Origin of the sequence: Anaerobranca gottschalkii DSM 13577, assembly GCF_900111575.1 — a bacterium.
Taxonomy (GTDB): Bacteria; Bacillota; Proteinivoracia; order Proteinivoracales; family Proteinivoracaceae; genus Anaerobranca; species Anaerobranca gottschalkii.
This window is the reverse complement of record NZ_FOIF01000043.1, coordinates 1-15,761: the sequence shown is the minus strand read 5'-3', so window position 1 is coordinate 15,761 and position 15,761 is coordinate 1. Positions and strand designations below refer to the sequence as shown.

General features: G+C 33.5%; 21 protein-coding genes. All 21 read left to right on the top strand.

Translation table 11 applies throughout. From position 1 onward, the window contains the following. Nucleotides 1-246: hypothetical protein (locus tag BMX60_RS09255; protein WP_423230160.1), on the top strand; the 246-nt coding region annotated here is incomplete at its 5' end. A gap of 141 nt (nt 247-387) precedes the next feature. Beyond that, nucleotides 388-585: a 50S ribosomal protein L31 gene (gene rpmE / locus BMX60_RS09250; RefSeq protein ID WP_072906354.1), complete on the top strand. Its 198-nt coding sequence runs from the start codon at nt 388-390 to the stop codon at nt 583-585. A 128-nt stretch (nt 586-713) separates the two neighbouring features. Next, on the top strand, nt 714-1,289 hold the full coding sequence (locus tag BMX60_RS09245) for a thymidine kinase (RefSeq protein ID WP_091351197.1): 576 nt from the start codon (nt 714-716) through the stop codon (nt 1,287-1,289). A 12-nt stretch (nt 1,290-1,301) separates the two neighbouring features. Continuing rightward, nucleotides 1,302-2,237, top strand: coding sequence for a DUF1385 domain-containing protein (locus BMX60_RS09240; RefSeq protein ID WP_242945754.1), 936 nt, complete (start codon nt 1,302-1,304; stop codon nt 2,235-2,237). A gap of 7 nt (nt 2,238-2,244) precedes the next feature. Beyond that, the gene (prfA, locus tag BMX60_RS09235; protein WP_091351200.1) at nt 2,245-3,315 is read left to right on the top strand and encodes a peptide chain release factor 1; all 1,071 of its coding nucleotides are present in this window, start codon (nt 2,245-2,247) and stop codon (nt 3,313-3,315) included. 1 nt (nt 3,316) lies between these two features. After that, nucleotides 3,317-4,192 (top strand): peptide chain release factor N(5)-glutamine methyltransferase, encoded by an 876-nt coding sequence (prmC, locus tag BMX60_RS09230; RefSeq protein WP_091351196.1) that lies wholly within the window; start codon nt 3,317-3,319, stop codon nt 4,190-4,192. An 82-nt stretch (nt 4,193-4,274) separates the two neighbouring features. Beyond that, complete coding sequence (gene sigG / locus BMX60_RS09225; RefSeq protein ID WP_091351195.1) at nt 4,275-5,051, top strand: RNA polymerase sporulation sigma factor SigG; 777 nt, start codon at nt 4,275-4,277, stop codon at nt 5,049-5,051. 13 nt (nt 5,052-5,064) lie between these two features. Next, nucleotides 5,065-5,646, top strand: a complete 582-nt coding sequence (locus tag BMX60_RS09220) for a stage II sporulation protein R (RefSeq protein WP_177159761.1) — start codon at nt 5,065-5,067, stop codon at nt 5,644-5,646. A 118-nt stretch (nt 5,647-5,764) separates the two neighbouring features. After that, a complete protein-coding gene (locus BMX60_RS09215; RefSeq protein ID WP_091351193.1) occupies nt 5,765-6,184 on the top strand; it encodes an RrF2 family transcriptional regulator in 420 nt (139 codons plus the stop codon). A 26-nt stretch (nt 6,185-6,210) separates the two neighbouring features. Continuing rightward, nucleotides 6,211-7,419, top strand: coding sequence for a cysteine desulfurase NifS (gene nifS / locus BMX60_RS09210; RefSeq protein ID WP_091351192.1), 1,209 nt, complete (start codon nt 6,211-6,213; stop codon nt 7,417-7,419). Beyond that, nucleotides 7,401-7,772 carry a Fe-S cluster assembly scaffold protein NifU gene (nifU, locus tag BMX60_RS09205; protein WP_091351191.1) on the top strand — a complete coding sequence of 124 codons (372 nt, stop codon included), beginning with the start codon at nt 7,401-7,403 and terminating at the stop codon, nt 7,770-7,772. The genes nifS and nifU overlap by 19 nt, the downstream gene beginning before the upstream one ends. A gap of 153 nt (nt 7,773-7,925) precedes the next feature. Beyond that, nucleotides 7,926-9,017, top strand: a complete 1,092-nt coding sequence (yedE, locus tag BMX60_RS09200) for a YedE family putative selenium transporter (protein ID WP_242945753.1) — start codon at nt 7,926-7,928, stop codon at nt 9,015-9,017. Beyond that, nucleotides 8,998-9,201, top strand: coding sequence for a sulfurtransferase TusA family protein (locus BMX60_RS09195; protein WP_091351190.1), 204 nt, complete (start codon nt 8,998-9,000; stop codon nt 9,199-9,201). The genes yedE and BMX60_RS09195 overlap by 20 nt, the downstream gene beginning before the upstream one ends. A gap of 2 nt (nt 9,202-9,203) precedes the next feature. Continuing rightward, nucleotides 9,204-9,425 carry a putative Se/S carrier protein gene (locus BMX60_RS09190; protein ID WP_091351189.1) on the top strand — a complete coding sequence of 74 codons (222 nt, stop codon included), beginning with the start codon at nt 9,204-9,206 and terminating at the stop codon, nt 9,423-9,425. A gap of 63 nt (nt 9,426-9,488) precedes the next feature. Next, the gene (locus tag BMX60_RS09185) at nt 9,489-9,707 is read left to right on the top strand and encodes a putative Se/S carrier protein (protein ID WP_091351188.1); all 219 of its coding nucleotides are present in this window, start codon (nt 9,489-9,491) and stop codon (nt 9,705-9,707) included. A 114-nt stretch (nt 9,708-9,821) separates the two neighbouring features. Beyond that, complete coding sequence (locus tag BMX60_RS09180) at nt 9,822-11,462, top strand: Na/Pi cotransporter family protein (protein WP_091351187.1); 1,641 nt, start codon at nt 9,822-9,824, stop codon at nt 11,460-11,462. Between the two features lie 133 nt (nt 11,463-11,595). Next, nucleotides 11,596-12,030, top strand: coding sequence for a Fur family transcriptional regulator (locus BMX60_RS09175; protein ID WP_091351186.1), 435 nt, complete (start codon nt 11,596-11,598; stop codon nt 12,028-12,030). Nucleotides 12,031-12,038: 8 nt separating this feature from the next. Next, entirely contained in the window at nt 12,039-13,184 is a 1,146-nt protein-coding gene (locus BMX60_RS09170) for a YibE/F family protein (RefSeq protein ID WP_177159760.1), read from the top strand. 3 nt (nt 13,185-13,187) lie between these two features. After that, nucleotides 13,188-14,225: an L-threonylcarbamoyladenylate synthase gene (locus tag BMX60_RS09165; RefSeq protein ID WP_091351184.1), complete on the top strand. Its 1,038-nt coding sequence runs from the start codon at nt 13,188-13,190 to the stop codon at nt 14,223-14,225. Between the two features lie 37 nt (nt 14,226-14,262). Further along, entirely contained in the window at nt 14,263-14,934 is a 672-nt protein-coding gene (locus tag BMX60_RS09160; protein WP_091351183.1) for a manganese efflux pump MntP, read from the top strand. 20 nt (nt 14,935-14,954) lie between these two features. Next, nucleotides 14,955-15,548, top strand: a complete 594-nt coding sequence (locus BMX60_RS09155) for a low molecular weight protein arginine phosphatase (RefSeq protein WP_091351182.1) — start codon at nt 14,955-14,957, stop codon at nt 15,546-15,548. The last annotated feature ends 213 nt before the right edge of the window (nt 15,549-15,761 follow it).

Sequence of the window (15,761 nt, the reverse complement as noted above, 5' to 3'; positions counted from 1 at the left end):
GAAGGACTGCGGGCAATGGCTGAGTTACGAGCATATTTAAGTAGTGGTGGCAAAATTACACTTAAACATTTAAAATCAGAAGCAAAGAAAAGCTATAGCCTGGAAAAAAATATTGTCCTAAAGATCAAAAATACCTATACCAAGGCACGTGAACTATTAAATAATGTACCTATATTAAGCAAAGGTAAAGTCATACCAATGTTTAAATGTTTGAAAGATATGCATAATGGAACATTTAATTTATAAACCAAAATAGAGTGGTCATCAATTTATAAATATCCTATAAAAAGTTGACACTATCAAGTAGAGGAAAGTTTCTTGACTAATTTACGCTAATTTGCTACAATTATAGCATTGCCAAGAAATGCTGAAAGAGGTGAATCTGATATGAAACAAGCCATTCATCCAGAATACAAAAAAACTACAATTACTTGTGCCTGTGGTGAAGTAATTGAAACCCGTTCAACTAAAGAAGAAGTCAGAGTAGAAATTTGCTCAAAATGTCATCCATTTTACACAGGAAAACAAAAATTTGTTGATGCTGGTGGCCGTGTTGATAAATTCCGTCGTAAATACGGCATGTAGTTTTAAACTTATTAGATGCAGAGTCTCCTTTGGGGCTCTGCATCTAATTTTAAAATTAAAAAATAGCAGGGTTATCCATAGTTTTGTCGAATTTTATCTTTAAAAGGTTTTTAGGGGGAGAGAAGAAGATGCATATTATTAAAGATATGGGTTGGATTGAAGTAATAACTGGTAGTATGTTTTCTGGGAAAAGTGAAGAGTTAATCCGTAGAGTAAAAAGAGCTAGGTATGGAAAGAAAAAAACATTGGTATTTAAACCAGAAATAGATAATAGATATTGTGTCAATAGTGTAGTCTCCCATAATGGAGATCAAATAAATGCTATTAATATTTGTAAAGCTGAGGAAATACTTCAATATGTCACAGAAAGTATCGATGTAGTAGCTATAGATGAAGCACAGTTTTTAGATGAAAAAATAGTAGATGTTTGTACAAAATTAGCTAATATGGGTAAAAGGGTGATAGTTGCAGGTTTAGATACAGATTTTAGGGGAATGCCCTTTGGTTCCATTCATACTTTAATGGCTATCTCAGAATATGTCGATAAACTTCAAGCAATTTGTGTAGTTTGTGGTAATCCGGCCAGCAGAACCCAGAGGTTAATTGAAGGAAAACCAGCTAAAGCTAATGATCCAGTAATTTTAATTGGGGCAACTGAATCATATGAAGCAAGATGCCGGAGATGTCATATAGTCCCAAAATAAGGGGTGATAAGGTTGAAAGAGAAAACTAGTTTAGCGGTAGGGGGTCAAGCAGTTTTAGAAGGTGTAATGTTTCGTTTACAGAATAAAGTTACATTGGCGGTAAGAAAACCTGATGGAACCATCTATGTTGAGAAAAAAAATCTAGGCTTAAAAAAGGAAAAAAGAATATCTTCTTGGCCTGTTATTAGAGGGAGTCTTAATTTAATAGAGGCTTTATCAGTAGGAGTGGAAATGCTTACTAAATCTGCTAATTTAAGTGAAGGGGAAGAAGGGGAAAATTTAAGTAAAAAAGAAATATTTTCTGCAGTATTTTTAGCAGTTATAACTGCCATAGGTTTATTTTTTGTTTTACCAACTTTAATTACCGGTTTTTTAGAAAAAGTTACCCCATATAATTTAGGTTTTAAAAATCTCATTGAAGGATTAATTCGCTTAGGTATATTTTTAACTTATATATTTTTCGTATCAAAGGTTAAAGAAATCCATAGGGTATTTCAATACCATGGTGCAGAACACATGGTGGTTCATTGTCATGAGCAGGGGGAAGAACTAACTGTAGAAAATGCTATGAAATACTCACCCCTTCATAAAAGATGTGGGACATCTTTTTTACTGATAGTTATGGTAATAAGTATTTTAATATTTTCCCTATTACCTTGGATGGCTCTTATTCCTAGGGTATTATTAAGGATTGTACTAATTCCTTTGATTGCTGGCTTGGCTTATGAGGTTACTAAATTGACGGGGAAATATAATAATTCTATTTTAAATATTGTCATGTTTCCGGGGCTTATGCTCCAAAAATTAACGACAAAAAACCCGGATCCTGCTCAAGTTGAAGTGGCTATAGCTGCAATAAAAGCCCTTCTTGAAGATGATAGTGTAATTGACAGAGAAAAACCTAATTTATATAATATAGATGAAATTGCTAACGAAGCAGAGGTGTAAAAATATGATGTTAGATAAACTTAAAAGTATTGAAGAGAAATATGAAGAATTAGAAAGACTGATAGCAGACCCAGAAATTATAACAAATAACCAGCAGCAATGGAGAAAATACACTAAAGAACATGCCGATTTAACACCTATTGTTAACACATATAGGGAGTATAAAAAAGTAGTTGAATCATATCAAGAAATGAAAGATATTTTATACAACAAAATAGATCTAGAGTTGGTGGAACTGGCAAAAGAAGAATTACCAGAATTAGAGGATAAAAAAGAAGAACTTGAAGAAAGATTGAAAATTTTATTATTACCTAAGGATCCTAACGATTCTAAGAACGTTATTATGGAAATCAGGGGTAGTGCTGGAGGAGATGAAGCAGCTTTATTTGCTGCAGATATCTTTAAAATGTATACCCGTTATGCGGAAACCAAAGGCTGGAGAGTTGAAATTATGGATGCCCACTATACTGATATAGGGGGTATTAAAGAAATAATTTTCCTAATTGAAGGTGAAGGTGCTTACAGTCGCTTAAAATATGAAAGTGGAGTTCACAGGGTACAAAGGATCCCTACTACAGAATCTGGTGGTAGAATCCATACCTCTACAATAACTGTAGCGGTACTACCAGAGGCAGAGGAAGTGGAAGTTGAGATCAACCAAAATGATTTAAGAATAGATACCTTCTGTTCTTCTGGTCCTGGAGGACAAAGTGTTAACACTACTCAATCAGCGGTGAGAATTACCCATTTACCCACAGGTATTGTAGTATCTATACAAGATGAAAAATCTCAGCTTAAAAATAGGGAAAAGGCTATGAGGGTATTAAGGGCGAGACTTATGGAAAAGTATGAAGAAGAAAGACGGGCAGAAATGGCTGAAAACCGTAAAAGCCAAGTTGGAACCGGTGATCGTAGTGAAAGGATAAGGACATATAATTTCCCTCAAAGTAGAGTAACTGACCACCGAATCGGTTTAACCTTGCACAAATTAGATACAATTTTAGCAGGGGAACTTGATGAAATAATTGATGCTTTAATTACTGCAGATCAACTTGAAAAATTGAAGAAGGTTGAATAATATGATTAGAAATATTAAAGAAGCCCTTATTTGGGCTTCTTCCTATCTAAAAAAACAAGGAATCGAAAACCCATATTTTGAAAGTCAATTATTGTTGAAGAAGTTATTAAATATTCCTTTAGTTAAATTGACATTACAGGAAAATCAATCCCTTACAGAAAAACAGTTAAAAGATTATATGGGATGGGTTGAAAAGCGGGGGCAAGGGTACCCTTATGCATATATAGTAAAGGAAAAGGGGTTTATGGGTTTAGATTTCTATGTAGATCAAAGGGTTCTTATTCCTAGACCTGATACAGAAATTTTAGTAGAATGGGCTATAAGTTATATGGAGCTAAACAAAATTTCTGATTTCAAAACAGTGGATGTAGGAACAGGGAGTGGAGCTATAGGTATTTCTTTAGCTAAATATACAGGTAAAAAAATTTATGCTGTTGATTTATCAATAGATAGTCTAGAAGTAGCTAAATTAAATAGCGAAAGATTAGAAGTAGCTGATAAAATTAAGTTTTTCCATGGAAATCTATTGGAACCCTTAAAGAAAGAAAATATAGAAGTTGATTTAGTAGTCTCCAATCTTCCATATATTCCGGAAAGGGAATATCAAACATTGCAAAGGGAAGTAAAAGAGTTTGAGCCTTACACTGCACTAATTGGTGGTGAATCAGGTCTTGAAATATATCAGGAATTAGTAAAGGAATTACCAGGTACCCTCAAAAAAGGAGGGGCGTTGGCTATAGAAATAGCTTATAATCAAGGTCAAGGAGCAATGGAGCTTCTACAAAAAGGGGGCTTTCAAAAAGTATATATCTTAAAAGACCTAGCTGGCCGTCAGCGGGTAGCTGTAGGAGAAAATTTTCTGGAAGAAAATTTTTAAAATTCATGTTTAAAACCTCCTCTTACCAGTCAATAATAGTTAGTGACAGAACTAGAAAAGATTGGTAAGAGGGGGATTTTTTATGCAACAAAATTTCAAAGTAACTGTAAGTGGAGTGGATACATATAATTTGCCGGTAATCTCTAGTAAAAAGATGGACATGTTGTTTAGGAAAATGTTAGAAGGAGATAAAGGGGCTCGGGAATTAATAGTAAAGGGAAATCTCAGATTAGTACTCAGTGTTTTAAAAGGGTTTAAAAATAGAGGGGAAAATTTAGATGATTTATTCCAAATTGGGTGTATTGGTCTTTTAAAAGCTGTTGACAACTTTAATCCAGACCTTGGAGTAAAGTTTTCTACCTATGCTGTACCTATGATAATGGGTGAAATAAGGAGATATTTAAGGGATAATAACAGTATTAGAGTAAGTAGATCAGTAAGGAAAATCGCCCATAAAGCTTTACAACAAAGGGAAAAGCTAGCAAAGGAATTAGGGAGGGAACCTACTATCAAAGAATTAGCCGCCCACTTGGATCTACCTGAAGAAGAAATAGTTTTTGCTTTAGATGCCAACTATGAACCTATTTCCTTAAACGAACCAGTTTTTAATGATAACCAAGATCCTGTTTATATAGAAGAGCAGGTAAAGGATAACGATTGTGATGAAAGTTGGTTACAAACTATTTTGTTAAAAGAAGCTTTAGAAAAGTTATCCCCAAGGGAAAAGGAAATATTATTTAAGAGGTTTTTTGCCGGGAAAACTCAAGTAGAAGTGGCAAAGGAAATAGGGATATCTCAAGCTCAAGTTTCTAGATTGGAAAAAGTGGCACTAGATTTTATTAAAAACTACATTAGGTAGAGGGGGAGTTAAAGTGGGGAAATGGAAAATAGTATGTTTTTTATCTTTACTAAGCATATTAACTTATTTTTCTGGTAAAGTTGCATTAAAGGGAGAAGAAATACTAAGGATTCATATAATAGCTAATAGTAATAATCCTAAAGATCAATTTGTCAAATATTTAGTTAGGGATAGAGTGTTAAAGGAATATAGTCAGGAACTGAAGAATCTTAAAGGAATCAAGGAAATAGAAAAATTTATAGGAAATAATTTACAAGATATTGAAGATTTAGCTGGTAATGTGCTGATAGAAAATGGACTGGCCTATGGTGCCCATGGAGAACTTGGCAATTTCGACTTTCCTACAAGATTATATTTAGATACCGTATATCCCAAAGGTCAATATAAAGCTTTAAAAATTATTTTAGGAGAAGGTAAAGGGGATAATTGGTGGTGTGTTATGTTCCCTCCCCTTTGTCTTGTAGGAGAAATAGAGGAAAAAGGGGTATTTGCAGAGCCTTCAGGGGAAATAGAAGATGTTGAGGTAGAATATGAATATTTTATTCTAAATTTGCTAAAAAAAATAATAGAGTTTATCAAAAAAATTTTTAGTTAAGTATTATCTAAACTCTTTGACAAAAGAGAGAAAATCTAATATAATATACTCGAGTAAGTAACTCGGGTATTTTTTAATAGCTAATCCCGAGTAATTTAGTAGAGATAGGGGGCTTAAAATGAGGTTGACTACTAAAGGTGAGTATGGAGTTAGAGCCTTAGCGGTATTGGCCCATAATTATAAACAAGGACCTTTAACATTAAAAGAGATTGCCCAAAGGGAACACCTGCCGGATCTATATTTAGAACAGATTTTTAGAGAATTAAAAAAAGCAGGGATAATTGAAAGTATCAGAGGCCCTAAAGGAGGCTATGTTTTAGCCAAAGATCCTAAAGAACTTACAGTGGGAGATGCCATTAGGGTTCTAGAAGGTCCAATAGGACCAGTGGAATGTGTTATTGAGAATAGCACAGGTGAAGGATGTTGTACAAAGGAAGATAATTGTATTACAAAATTTGTTTGGGCTAAATTAAGGGATTCTATGGCCAAGGTTTTAGATGAAATAAAATTCGACGATATTGTCAAAGATATAAAATAGTAAAATCCTAAGAGGAGGAATTTATAATGAGAAGAGTATATCTTGATCATGCCGCTACAACTCCAGTGCATCCCCAAGTTTTAGAAAAAATGTTACCATTTTTTAAAGAATTATACGGCAACCCTTCTAGTATACATCAATTTGGGAGAGAAGTTGCTATTGAAATAGATAAAGCTAGAGAAAAGGTGGCAAAAGGGATAAATGCCCAGTTTCCTGAAGAGATCTTCTTTACCTCTGGTGGAACAGAGGCTGATAACCTAGCGATTTTTGGGGTAGCAAAGGCCTTGAAAGATAAAGGTAAACATATAATAACTTCTGTAATAGAACATCATGCAGTGTTAGATGCCTGTGAAAGTTTAGAGAAAGAAGGCTTTGAACTTACCAAAGTTCCTGTAGATTCAGATGGACTTATTGACTTGGAATTCTTAAAATCAGCTGTCCGTGATGATACTATTTTAATAACTATTATGCATGCCAATAATGAAGTAGGAACTATACAACCCATTAAAGAAGTTGTAAAAATTGCTAAAGAAAAAGGAATTTATGTACATACAGATGCAGTTCAAACCTTTGGAAATATACCAGTAGATGTCCAAGAATTAGGAGTAGATTTATTGACAATATCAGCCCATAAAATTTATGGACCCAAAGGAGTAGGGGCTCTGTATGTAAGAAAAGGAACTAAAATTAAAGGAATAAGTTACGGTGGTGGTCAAGAAAGAAAAATTCGTCCAGGAACTGAAAATGTACCTGGAATAATCGGTTTTGGAGAAGCTGCCAAAATTTGTATTGAAACATTTGAGAAAAATAAAGAAATAGCAAGGTTAAGGGATAAATTGATTGATGGTTTATTAAAAATAGAAGATGTTAAATTAAATGGTCACCGTACTAACAGGCTACCAGGTAATGTCAATGTATCTATTGAATACATTGAAGGAGAAGCCCTTTTGCTGAGTTTAGATATGGAAGGAATTGCTGCATCTAGTGGTTCTGCTTGTACTTCAGGATCATTAGATCCATCCCATGTTTTATTAGCAATGGGCCTATCCCATCAAACAGCCCATGGTTCATTGAGATTGACCCTTGGAAAAGACACTACAGAAGAAGATATTGATTATTGCTTAAAAGTTATACCAGAGGTGGTAGAGAGATTAAGGAAGATGTCACCTCTTTCTAGAAATGATTCACAAAGGGAAATAGAGAGGAGCGAGTGTTCATGTACACTGAAAAAGTAATGGATCATTTTAGAAATCCTAGAAATGTTGGGGAATTGGAAAATGCTGATGGTGTTGGTGAAGTAGGTAATGCCAAATGTGGAGATATAATGAAAATATATCTAAAAGTTGAAAATGGAATTATTCAAGACATTAAATTCCAAACCTTTGGCTGTGGTGCTGCTATAGCAACTAGCAGTGCTGTTACAGAAATGGCTAAAGGGAAAACACTAGATGAAGCATTAAAACTTACTAATAAAATGGTAGCAGAAGAATTAGGGGGACTACCTCCTGCTAAAATGCACTGTTCTAACTTAGCTGCCGATGCATTAAAAGCGGCGATTGAAGATTACAAGAAGAAACATAACCTATAAAATCAATTAAGGTAAAAGTAAGGCTTGTTCGAAAGGACAGGTCTTATTTTTTTTCTACTTTATACTATAAGAAAATATTATAATATCATAAAAGGATATTATTTATTGATATAGAATATAATTAAGTGAAAAAGATAACAAGGAGGGTTCCAGTTGAAAAAGTATTCTCATCTAATTTATCTTATTGTAGGTGGACTTATTGTAGGTTTTCTAGGATCTTATTTAGTAAAATTAGGAAATCCCAAAAATATGGGGGTTTGTGTAGCTTGTTTTGTGAGAGACATAAGTGGCGCTTTAGGGTTACACAGAGCAGCTTTGGTACAGTATATTCGACCAGAAGTTATTGGCTTTTTATTTGGTTCATTTTTTATATCCCTCTTTTTTAGAGAGTTTAAAGTTAGAGGAGGTTCATCACCTTTACTTCGCTTTATCTTAGGATTTTTTGTAATGATAGGAGCACTTGTTTTCTTAGGTTGTCCTTTTAGGATGATTTTGAGATTAGCAAACGGAGATTTAAATGCTTTAACCGGATTATTTGGCTTTACCTTTGGTATTTATTTAGGAGTACAGGCTTTAAAAACTGGCTTTTCTTTGGGGAAAGCACCAGAGCAAAATCTTTCTAATGGGTTTATCATGCCTACTTTCATGATCATACTACTCATTTTTCTTTTAACAAAACCAGCTTTTATTTTCTTTAGTGCTGAAGGTCCAGGTTCCTTTACTGCTCCTATAGCTATCGCACTGACAGCAGGGCTTCTGGTTGGAGCTATAGGACAAAGGACAAGGCTTTGTATGGCTGGCGGTATTAGAGATGTTATTTTAATTAAAGATTTTTATATGCTCAAAGGCTATATTGCTGTTTTTGTAGCAGCATTATTAACCAATTTAGCCCTTGGTTCATTTAATTTAGGTTTTGCTAACCAACCAATCGCCCATACTGATCATCTATGGAACTTTTTAGGAATGGCTTTAGTAGGTTTAGGTTCTGTATTATTGGGAGGTTGTCCATTAAGGCAAATTATATTAGCAGGAGAAGGTAATATTGATTCGGCGATAACAGTTTTTGGTATGATGGCTGGAGCTGCCTTTGCCCATAATTTTGGGTTAGCTGCTTCCCCACAAGGAGTAGGGGTAAATGGAAAAGTAGCAGTTATTATTGGGTTTATTTTTATCGGAATAATTGTATTAGCTCATTCAAAAACTATTTTTGTAAGGAGGGCTACAGATGCGAAAGTTGGACGCTAGGGGTTTAGCTTGTCCCGAACCTTTGCTAATGTTTAAAAGGGAACTAGATTTAGGAGGAGCATTTCAGTTAACAGTAGATTCTAATGTTGCTAAAGAAAATATATCTAGATTTTGTAACACAAAGGGTGTAAAATATGAATTAGTGGAAGAAGGAGCAGAATATACTTTTAAAGTTGGGAGTTAAAAATGGGAATAATTATAACCTTTCATACAACCTACGATAGTTTAAAAGCAGAAACAGTACTAATAAATGCTGGTTTGGAAATTAAAATTCGACCGATACCAAGACATATCAGTTCAGATTGTGGATTAGGTATTGAAGGAAAACTTAAAGATAAAGATAGAATTATAGAAGTTTTAGAAGAAAACCATGTGGAGTATGAAGGTATTTACGATCTGGAGAGATAGCTTTAGCTATCTCTTTTGTTTTTATATAAAAAAGGATAAAATAAAGGGGAGGAGGGTTATAATATGAAATATAAACTATTGGCATTTGAATCTAACCACGATTCTTTAATGGCAGAAGATTTATTGTTAAGTAATGGTATAACAATAGACCCTATTCCTGTTCCCAGACATTTAAGGAAAGATTGTAATTTAGGATTAAAAATAAAAGAAGAGGATATAACTACAGTAGAATCAATTTTGACAGGCAAAATACAGTATCATATTTATGACTATCAAATGTAACAAAATCTTAACATATATTTTCCATATTTTAGAAATAATATCTTTGAGATTTTATTAACATATGATAGGATATAGATGAAGCAACTTAAATTAGAAATGGAGGAAAATTTACTAATGGAAGGTATTGATTTAAAGCCACTATTGTTTGGTGCATTTGGTGGTTTGGGATTGTTTATCTTTGGAATGCAGTTGATGGCAGAAGGATTACAAAAAGCTGCTGGGGATAAGTTGAGAAGAATCCTTGAAATTTTAACCACTAATAGATTTATGGCTGTTATCACGGGGATAATAGTTACGGTATTAGTCCAAAGTAGTAGTACAACTACTGTAATGATTGTAGGTTTTGTTAATGCCGGTTTAATGACTTTGACACAAGCTGTAGGAACAATTTTTGGTGCTAATATTGGTACAACTATTACTGCCCAGTTAGTTTCCTTCAAAGGTTTTACAGAGTTAGCCCTTCCTGCAATAGCTGTAGGAGTAGTTCTTTCTTTCTTTACTAAAAAGCGTTTTTACAAATACTTAGGACAAGCGATTTTAGGTTTTGGAGTATTGTTTTTAGGAATGAATACAATGTCTGCATCTCTAAGGGTTTTAAGAACTGCACCGGGATTTATGGCTTTTATCGCCAATTTCGGTCAAATCCCTATTTTAGGTGTTATAGCAGGGGCATTGTTTACAATGGCAGTCCAATCAAGTAGTGCCGCTACCGGTGTGGTAGTTGCTATGACTTTAGAAGGGGTTTTAACATTAGATTCAGCTTTAGCTTTAATTTTAGGCTCAAATATCGGTACATGTGTAACAGCGATGTTAGCTAGTATTGGAACTAATTTAACTGCTAGAAGGGCAGCGGTTTCCCATGTTGTTTTTAATGTTATAGGTGTTGTTATCTTTTTCATTATTTTAAAACCTTTTACAGATTTGGTAGTTTTGATAACACCAACTATGAAAACAGAAGCAGAATTAGTGGCTAGACAAGTTGCTAATGCCCATACTTTATTTAATATAACTAACACCGTTATCTTTTTCCCATTTATAAATCAGTTTGTCAATTTAATTAAAAAATTAGTTCCTGGGGAAGAGTTAATAATTGAACGGGGAGTAAAATTTATTGATAGAAGAATGTTAAAAACCCCTTCAATTGCCTTAGGAGCTGCTGAAAAAGAAGTAGTAAGGATGGCGGAAATTTCTAATAAAATGATTACAGATGCCATAAATATTCTTTTTGAAAATCGGGTCGATATCAGAAAGGATGTAGCTCAAAGGGAAGAGGTAATAGATGAGCTGGAAAAAGAGATAGCAACTTACCTGGCTGAACTATCTAACAAAGGATTAACAGGTAAGGATTCAGAAAGGCTTACTATGCTTCTCCACGCTGTTAATGATATTGAAAGAATTGGGGACCATAGTGAAAATATTGCAGATTTATGTATAGCTAAAATTGAAAATGAAGTTCCTTTTTCTGATAAAGCTAGAGAAGAAATTAGAGAAATGTATGAAGCAGTATTGAAAATGACAAATAAAGCTATCACTGCCCTTAAAGAGAACAATTTAGAACTGGCAAGGCAAGTTGTAGAAGAAGATGACATTGTAGATGAACTTGAGAAAAAGCTAAGGAATAAACACATCGAAAGGCTTAACTTAGGGTTATGTCATCCCACTGCAGGGGTAGTTTTCTTGGATATTATTAGTAACTTTGAAAGAATTGGGGATCATGCTGTAAACTTAGCTCAGGTAGTTTTGGGTGAAATGTAATTATAAACTTGTCTTTAATTTGTTTTGAGTTCCTATGGTTTATTGTATAACACAATAAACCATATTTTTTTAGTAATAATTTGACAGTGTAAAATGGGTAAACTATAATTTAAAAAGAAAGGAGGAAAAAAATATGGGTGATAGTTCAAAACAAGCTAGAGAAATATTGGCAAATACTGGGTACAAAGTTACTAATCAAAGGGCTAGAATATTGGAAATTTTATTGGAAAATACAGATAAACATATGAGTGCTGAAGAGATTTATGAAATAATTAAAGGTGAAAAGGGTGATATAGGCTTAGCCACCATTTATAGAGCTTTAGAACTTTTTGAAGAATTAGATATAATACATAAATTGAATTTTGGTGATGGTAGAAGTCGCTATGAATTAAAGGAAGAGGACCATCATCATCATCACCTAATTTGCAGTAAGTGTAATGAAGTATTTGAAGTAGCGGAAGACTTACTTGACCAATTAGAAGAAAAAATAGAAAAACAATATCAATTTAAAATAACAGGTCACCATTTAAAATTTTATGGAATATGTCAAAACTGTGTAGAAGGGTAGGAATAAGTATGAAGAAAATTGTAATGTCCACCCTATGTATGATATTTCTCCTTTTTCTTAGTGCAGGGGTATGGGCAAATTCTAATGATCAAGATATAAATTTATATGATACCGACAACCAAATACCCCCATATACAGTCTTGAGAGGTATAATAACCTATGTTGGACCCTATGAAGAAGATACAGAACACCAATTTTATTTAGGAAGACAAGATTTCCGTGTTAGAATTACATCTAAGGGAAAATTTTATGGTAAAGAGTTTGAATTAGAGAATGTTAAAATGGGCCATCCTTTATACGACCTTGATCTTAGAGTCGGACAAAGGGTTCTTTTGTATGCCGAATTATCAGGAGATGAAATAATCAATATTGGAATACAAAGTTATGCAAGGGATTACTATATATATATCCTTGTAGGGATTTTTGTCGTAGTTTTGTTGCTAATTGGTGGATTGAAAGGTTTTAAAGCATTGATAACCTTAACGATAATGGGAATAGTAATTATTTTAGGTTTATTGCCTTTAATCTTGAAAGGCTATAACCCATTGATCTTAGCCATTTCATTTTCTAGTTTAATAGCAGTTTTAACTTTATTTATAATTGGAGGAGTAAACAATAAAAGTCTTGCTGCCACCTTTGGAGTAATTGGTGGTTTAATTGTAGCGGGAGCATTAGCTGTAATTTTTGGCAAAGTAGCCCATTTAACAGGCTTTAGTTCAGAAGAAGCTCAAATGCTTTCCTTTATTGACGAAGCAATTAAAATTGATATTCAAGGCCTCCTTTTTGCAGGGATAATTATCGGAACTTTAGGAGCGGTGCTAGATGTAGGAATGTCTGTGGCATCATCAATGGCTGAAATACAAAATTCTTTACCAGAAATAAAACCAGTTGCTTTATTAAAAGCAGGGATGAATGTAGGTAGAGATATTATGGGGACTATGGTTAACACATTGATTTTGGCATATACTGGAAGTTCCCTTCCCCTTTTACTAATTTTTAGGGCTTACGAAACTTCCTATGATCGTATTATAAATATGGATTTAATTGCAACAGAGGTAGTTCGGTCTATAGTAGGTAGTTTAGGTTTAATATTAACAATTCCGTTAACTGCTTCCTTTTATATATTACTAATATCAAAAGGAAAAAGAGGATAAAAAATGGTTAAAACACAGCTGTTAAATACAAATAAACAAGATATAAAGATTGCTGCTGAAGCGATAAAACAAGGGAAAACGGTGGTTTTCCCTACTGAAACCGTTTATGGATTAGGGGCTAATGGTTTGGATAAGGAAGCAGTACAGAAAATTTATTTGGCTAAGGGAAGACCTGCCGATAATCCTTTAATTTTACATCTAGGTAATTTATCTTGGGTGGAAAGGTTGGCAGTTAATATTCCTAAAGAATTTTACCTCTTAGTGGAGAATTTTTGGCCAGGGCCTCTAACAGTGATTTTACAAGCTAAAAAAAATGTAATTCCAGAAGTAACATTAGGGGGGTTAGACACAGTAGCTTTAAGGATGCCAGGACATCCTTTAGCATTAGAACTTATTAAAGAAGCTGATTTGCCTGTAGCTGCCCCTTCCGCCAATACTTCAGGGAGACCTAGCCCTACTAATCATGAGCATGTTATAGAAGATTTATACGGAAAAGTTGATTATATTTTTCAAGGAGGAAATACCACCATAGGGATAGAATCGACTGTTTTAGATTTATCTAAGGGTAAAGCTAAAATTTTAAGGCCAGGTTCTATAACTTATGAAGAATTAAGGGAAGTAGTTGAAGTGGAAGAATATACAGATATTCAAAAAGGTAGGATTTTATCGCCAGGAGTAAAATATCGACATTATCAACCACAAGCTCCTATGAAAATAATTTTAGGAGAAGATAATAACGTAATAGAGGAAATTAACAAAAGAATCCCCCAACTGTTAAAAAATTATGAAAATGTTGGAGTTTTATGTTTTGATGAAGATATAGATAAAATAATAAAAGCTGACAGGCTACATATTATTCCAGTGGGTAGTAAAAACAACTTGTTATCCGTGGCTAATAATTTATATAAATCTTTAAGGGATTTTGATACTTTGAGAGTTAACTATATTTTATCTAGGGGTATAAATCATCCTCAAGGGTTAGGAATTGCAATTTCCAATAGACTAAATAAAGCCTGTGGGAATAATATTGATATCATCTGAATAAGTTATTTTGTAAGTAACTTAAGGGGATGATTTAATGGGGAAAAAAGTGGTTATCTATATAACTAAAAAGTCCATGAAAATGGCCTTAGTCTTAATTACCCTTTTTATCTACTTTGCCTTAACAGCAGGGCTGGAAATCCCTGCTTTCAATACAGATAGTCATTCTTTAGCATTAGTACAAGTAATTCTAATGGGTTTAGCTTTAGGGACAGATGCCTTTAGTTTATCAATTGGTATAGGAATGACAAAAATTTGCCTTTACAAAATAACCCAAATCAGTTGCCTTATAGGTTTCTTCCATGTAGTAATGCCTTTAATAGGAGTTTTATTAGGGGAATTACTAGGAACTGCTTTAGGAGAGTATGGAAAATATGTAGGGAGCTTTTTAATAGTTATAATAGGGATAAATATGATATATGAAACTAGAAAAGGCAAAAAGGATGTATTCAATATTAAACTTACCGGTTGGAGCTTAATTATTTTAGCATTTAGTGTAAGTATAGATGCCTTAACTGTAGGTTTTGGCCTTGGTACAGTAGGTTTTCCTTTATATTTAGTAGTAGGGATATTTGGTTTATTAGGAGGAATAATGACTGCCATAGGGTTAACTTTTGGCTGGTTTATTGGTGAGTGGTTTGGAGAACGGTCTGAATTTTTTGGAGGATTAGTTTTAATCCTTTTAGGAATAAAAATGGTAGTATTTTAAGTCAATAAAGGAGTGATACTTTGAAAGTCCTCTTTGTTTGTACTGGTAACACATGTAGAAGTCCAATGGCAGAAGCCTATATTAAAGAGAAAATTAAAGAAGGTTATTTTTTATCAGCGGGTACTGATGCTATTGATAATTTACCGGCCAGTGAAAACGCAGTATTAGCATTAAAGGATTTGGGTATAGAATTAAAGGAACATAGATCTCAACAAATAACTAAAGAGAAATTAGCAGAAGTTGATTTAGTTTTAACAATGACTTTAAGGCATAAAAACAGACTGATAAATCAATATCCAGAATTTAAAGATAAAATATTTACTTTAAAAGAGTATGCTAAAGGAATAGATTTAGAAAGTATTATTAAAAGAATTGCAGAGTTAGAAAGTATAATAATACAAGGTAAAGAATTAAGTAGTGATGAGAAAAATTTAGAAGAACTTAAATCTAAATTTAAAAATGAACTAGAGGAACTACAAAAGTTATATAAAATAGTTGAAGAACTAGATGTAGCAGATCCCTTTGGCGGGACATTAGACGATTATCGCCTGACTTTGCAGGAAATAAAGGAACATATAGATTTAATTATTGAAAAATTAGAAAGTAAAAATTAGGGCTTTTATTGTTTTTGCAATAAAGCCTTAGTTTGTAGACAAAGTCATTTTAAAAAGACTGTGGTAATTAAACATTCTAACAAAGTCTCCGTCTAATTTTTGGCTTCTATCTAAAAGGAAGAAGGGTACCGCTCTAATTCGCCGTCCATGGCTCAATAGAGCTTTCGGAACGTCCTGTTCCTCACCCCTTCTTCCTTTTATCTAATCAGCTCT

Bases quoted from the DNA above. Each gene is read 5' to 3' on its own strand.
- BMX60_RS09165 (WP_091351184.1), top strand. From the start codon at position 13,188: ATGGTTAAAACACAGCTGTTAAATACAAATAAACAAGATATAAAGATT.
- sigG (WP_091351195.1), top strand. From the start codon at position 4,275: ATGCAACAAAATTTCAAAGTAACTGTAAGTGGAGTGGATACATATAAT.
- nifU (WP_091351191.1), top strand. From the start codon at position 7,401: ATGTACACTGAAAAAGTAATGGATCATTTTAGAAATCCTAGAAATGTT.
- rpmE (WP_072906354.1), top strand. From the start codon at position 388: ATGAAACAAGCCATTCATCCAGAATACAAAAAAACTACAATTACTTGT.
- BMX60_RS09160 (WP_091351183.1), top strand. From the start codon at position 14,263: ATGGGGAAAAAAGTGGTTATCTATATAACTAAAAAGTCCATGAAAATG.
- BMX60_RS09180 (WP_091351187.1), top strand. From the start codon at position 9,822: ATGGAAGGTATTGATTTAAAGCCACTATTGTTTGGTGCATTTGGTGGT.
- nifS (WP_091351192.1), top strand. From the start codon at position 6,211: ATGAGAAGAGTATATCTTGATCATGCCGCTACAACTCCAGTGCATCCC.
- BMX60_RS09190 (WP_091351189.1), top strand. From the start codon at position 9,204: ATGGGAATAATTATAACCTTTCATACAACCTACGATAGTTTAAAAGCA.
- BMX60_RS09170 (WP_177159760.1), top strand. From the start codon at position 12,039: ATGAAGAAAATTGTAATGTCCACCCTATGTATGATATTTCTCCTTTTT.
- BMX60_RS09195 (WP_091351190.1), top strand. From the start codon at position 8,998: ATGCGAAAGTTGGACGCTAGGGGTTTAGCTTGTCCCGAACCTTTGCTA.
- BMX60_RS09245 (WP_091351197.1), top strand. From the start codon at position 714: ATGCATATTATTAAAGATATGGGTTGGATTGAAGTAATAACTGGTAGT.
- prmC (WP_091351196.1), top strand. From the start codon at position 3,317: ATGATTAGAAATATTAAAGAAGCCCTTATTTGGGCTTCTTCCTATCTA.
- BMX60_RS09185 (WP_091351188.1), top strand. From the start codon at position 9,489: ATGAAATATAAACTATTGGCATTTGAATCTAACCACGATTCTTTAATG.
- BMX60_RS09215 (WP_091351193.1), top strand. From the start codon at position 5,765: ATGAGGTTGACTACTAAAGGTGAGTATGGAGTTAGAGCCTTAGCGGTA.
- prfA (WP_091351200.1), top strand. From the start codon at position 2,245: ATGTTAGATAAACTTAAAAGTATTGAAGAGAAATATGAAGAATTAGAA.
- BMX60_RS09175 (WP_091351186.1), top strand. From the start codon at position 11,596: ATGGGTGATAGTTCAAAACAAGCTAGAGAAATATTGGCAAATACTGGG.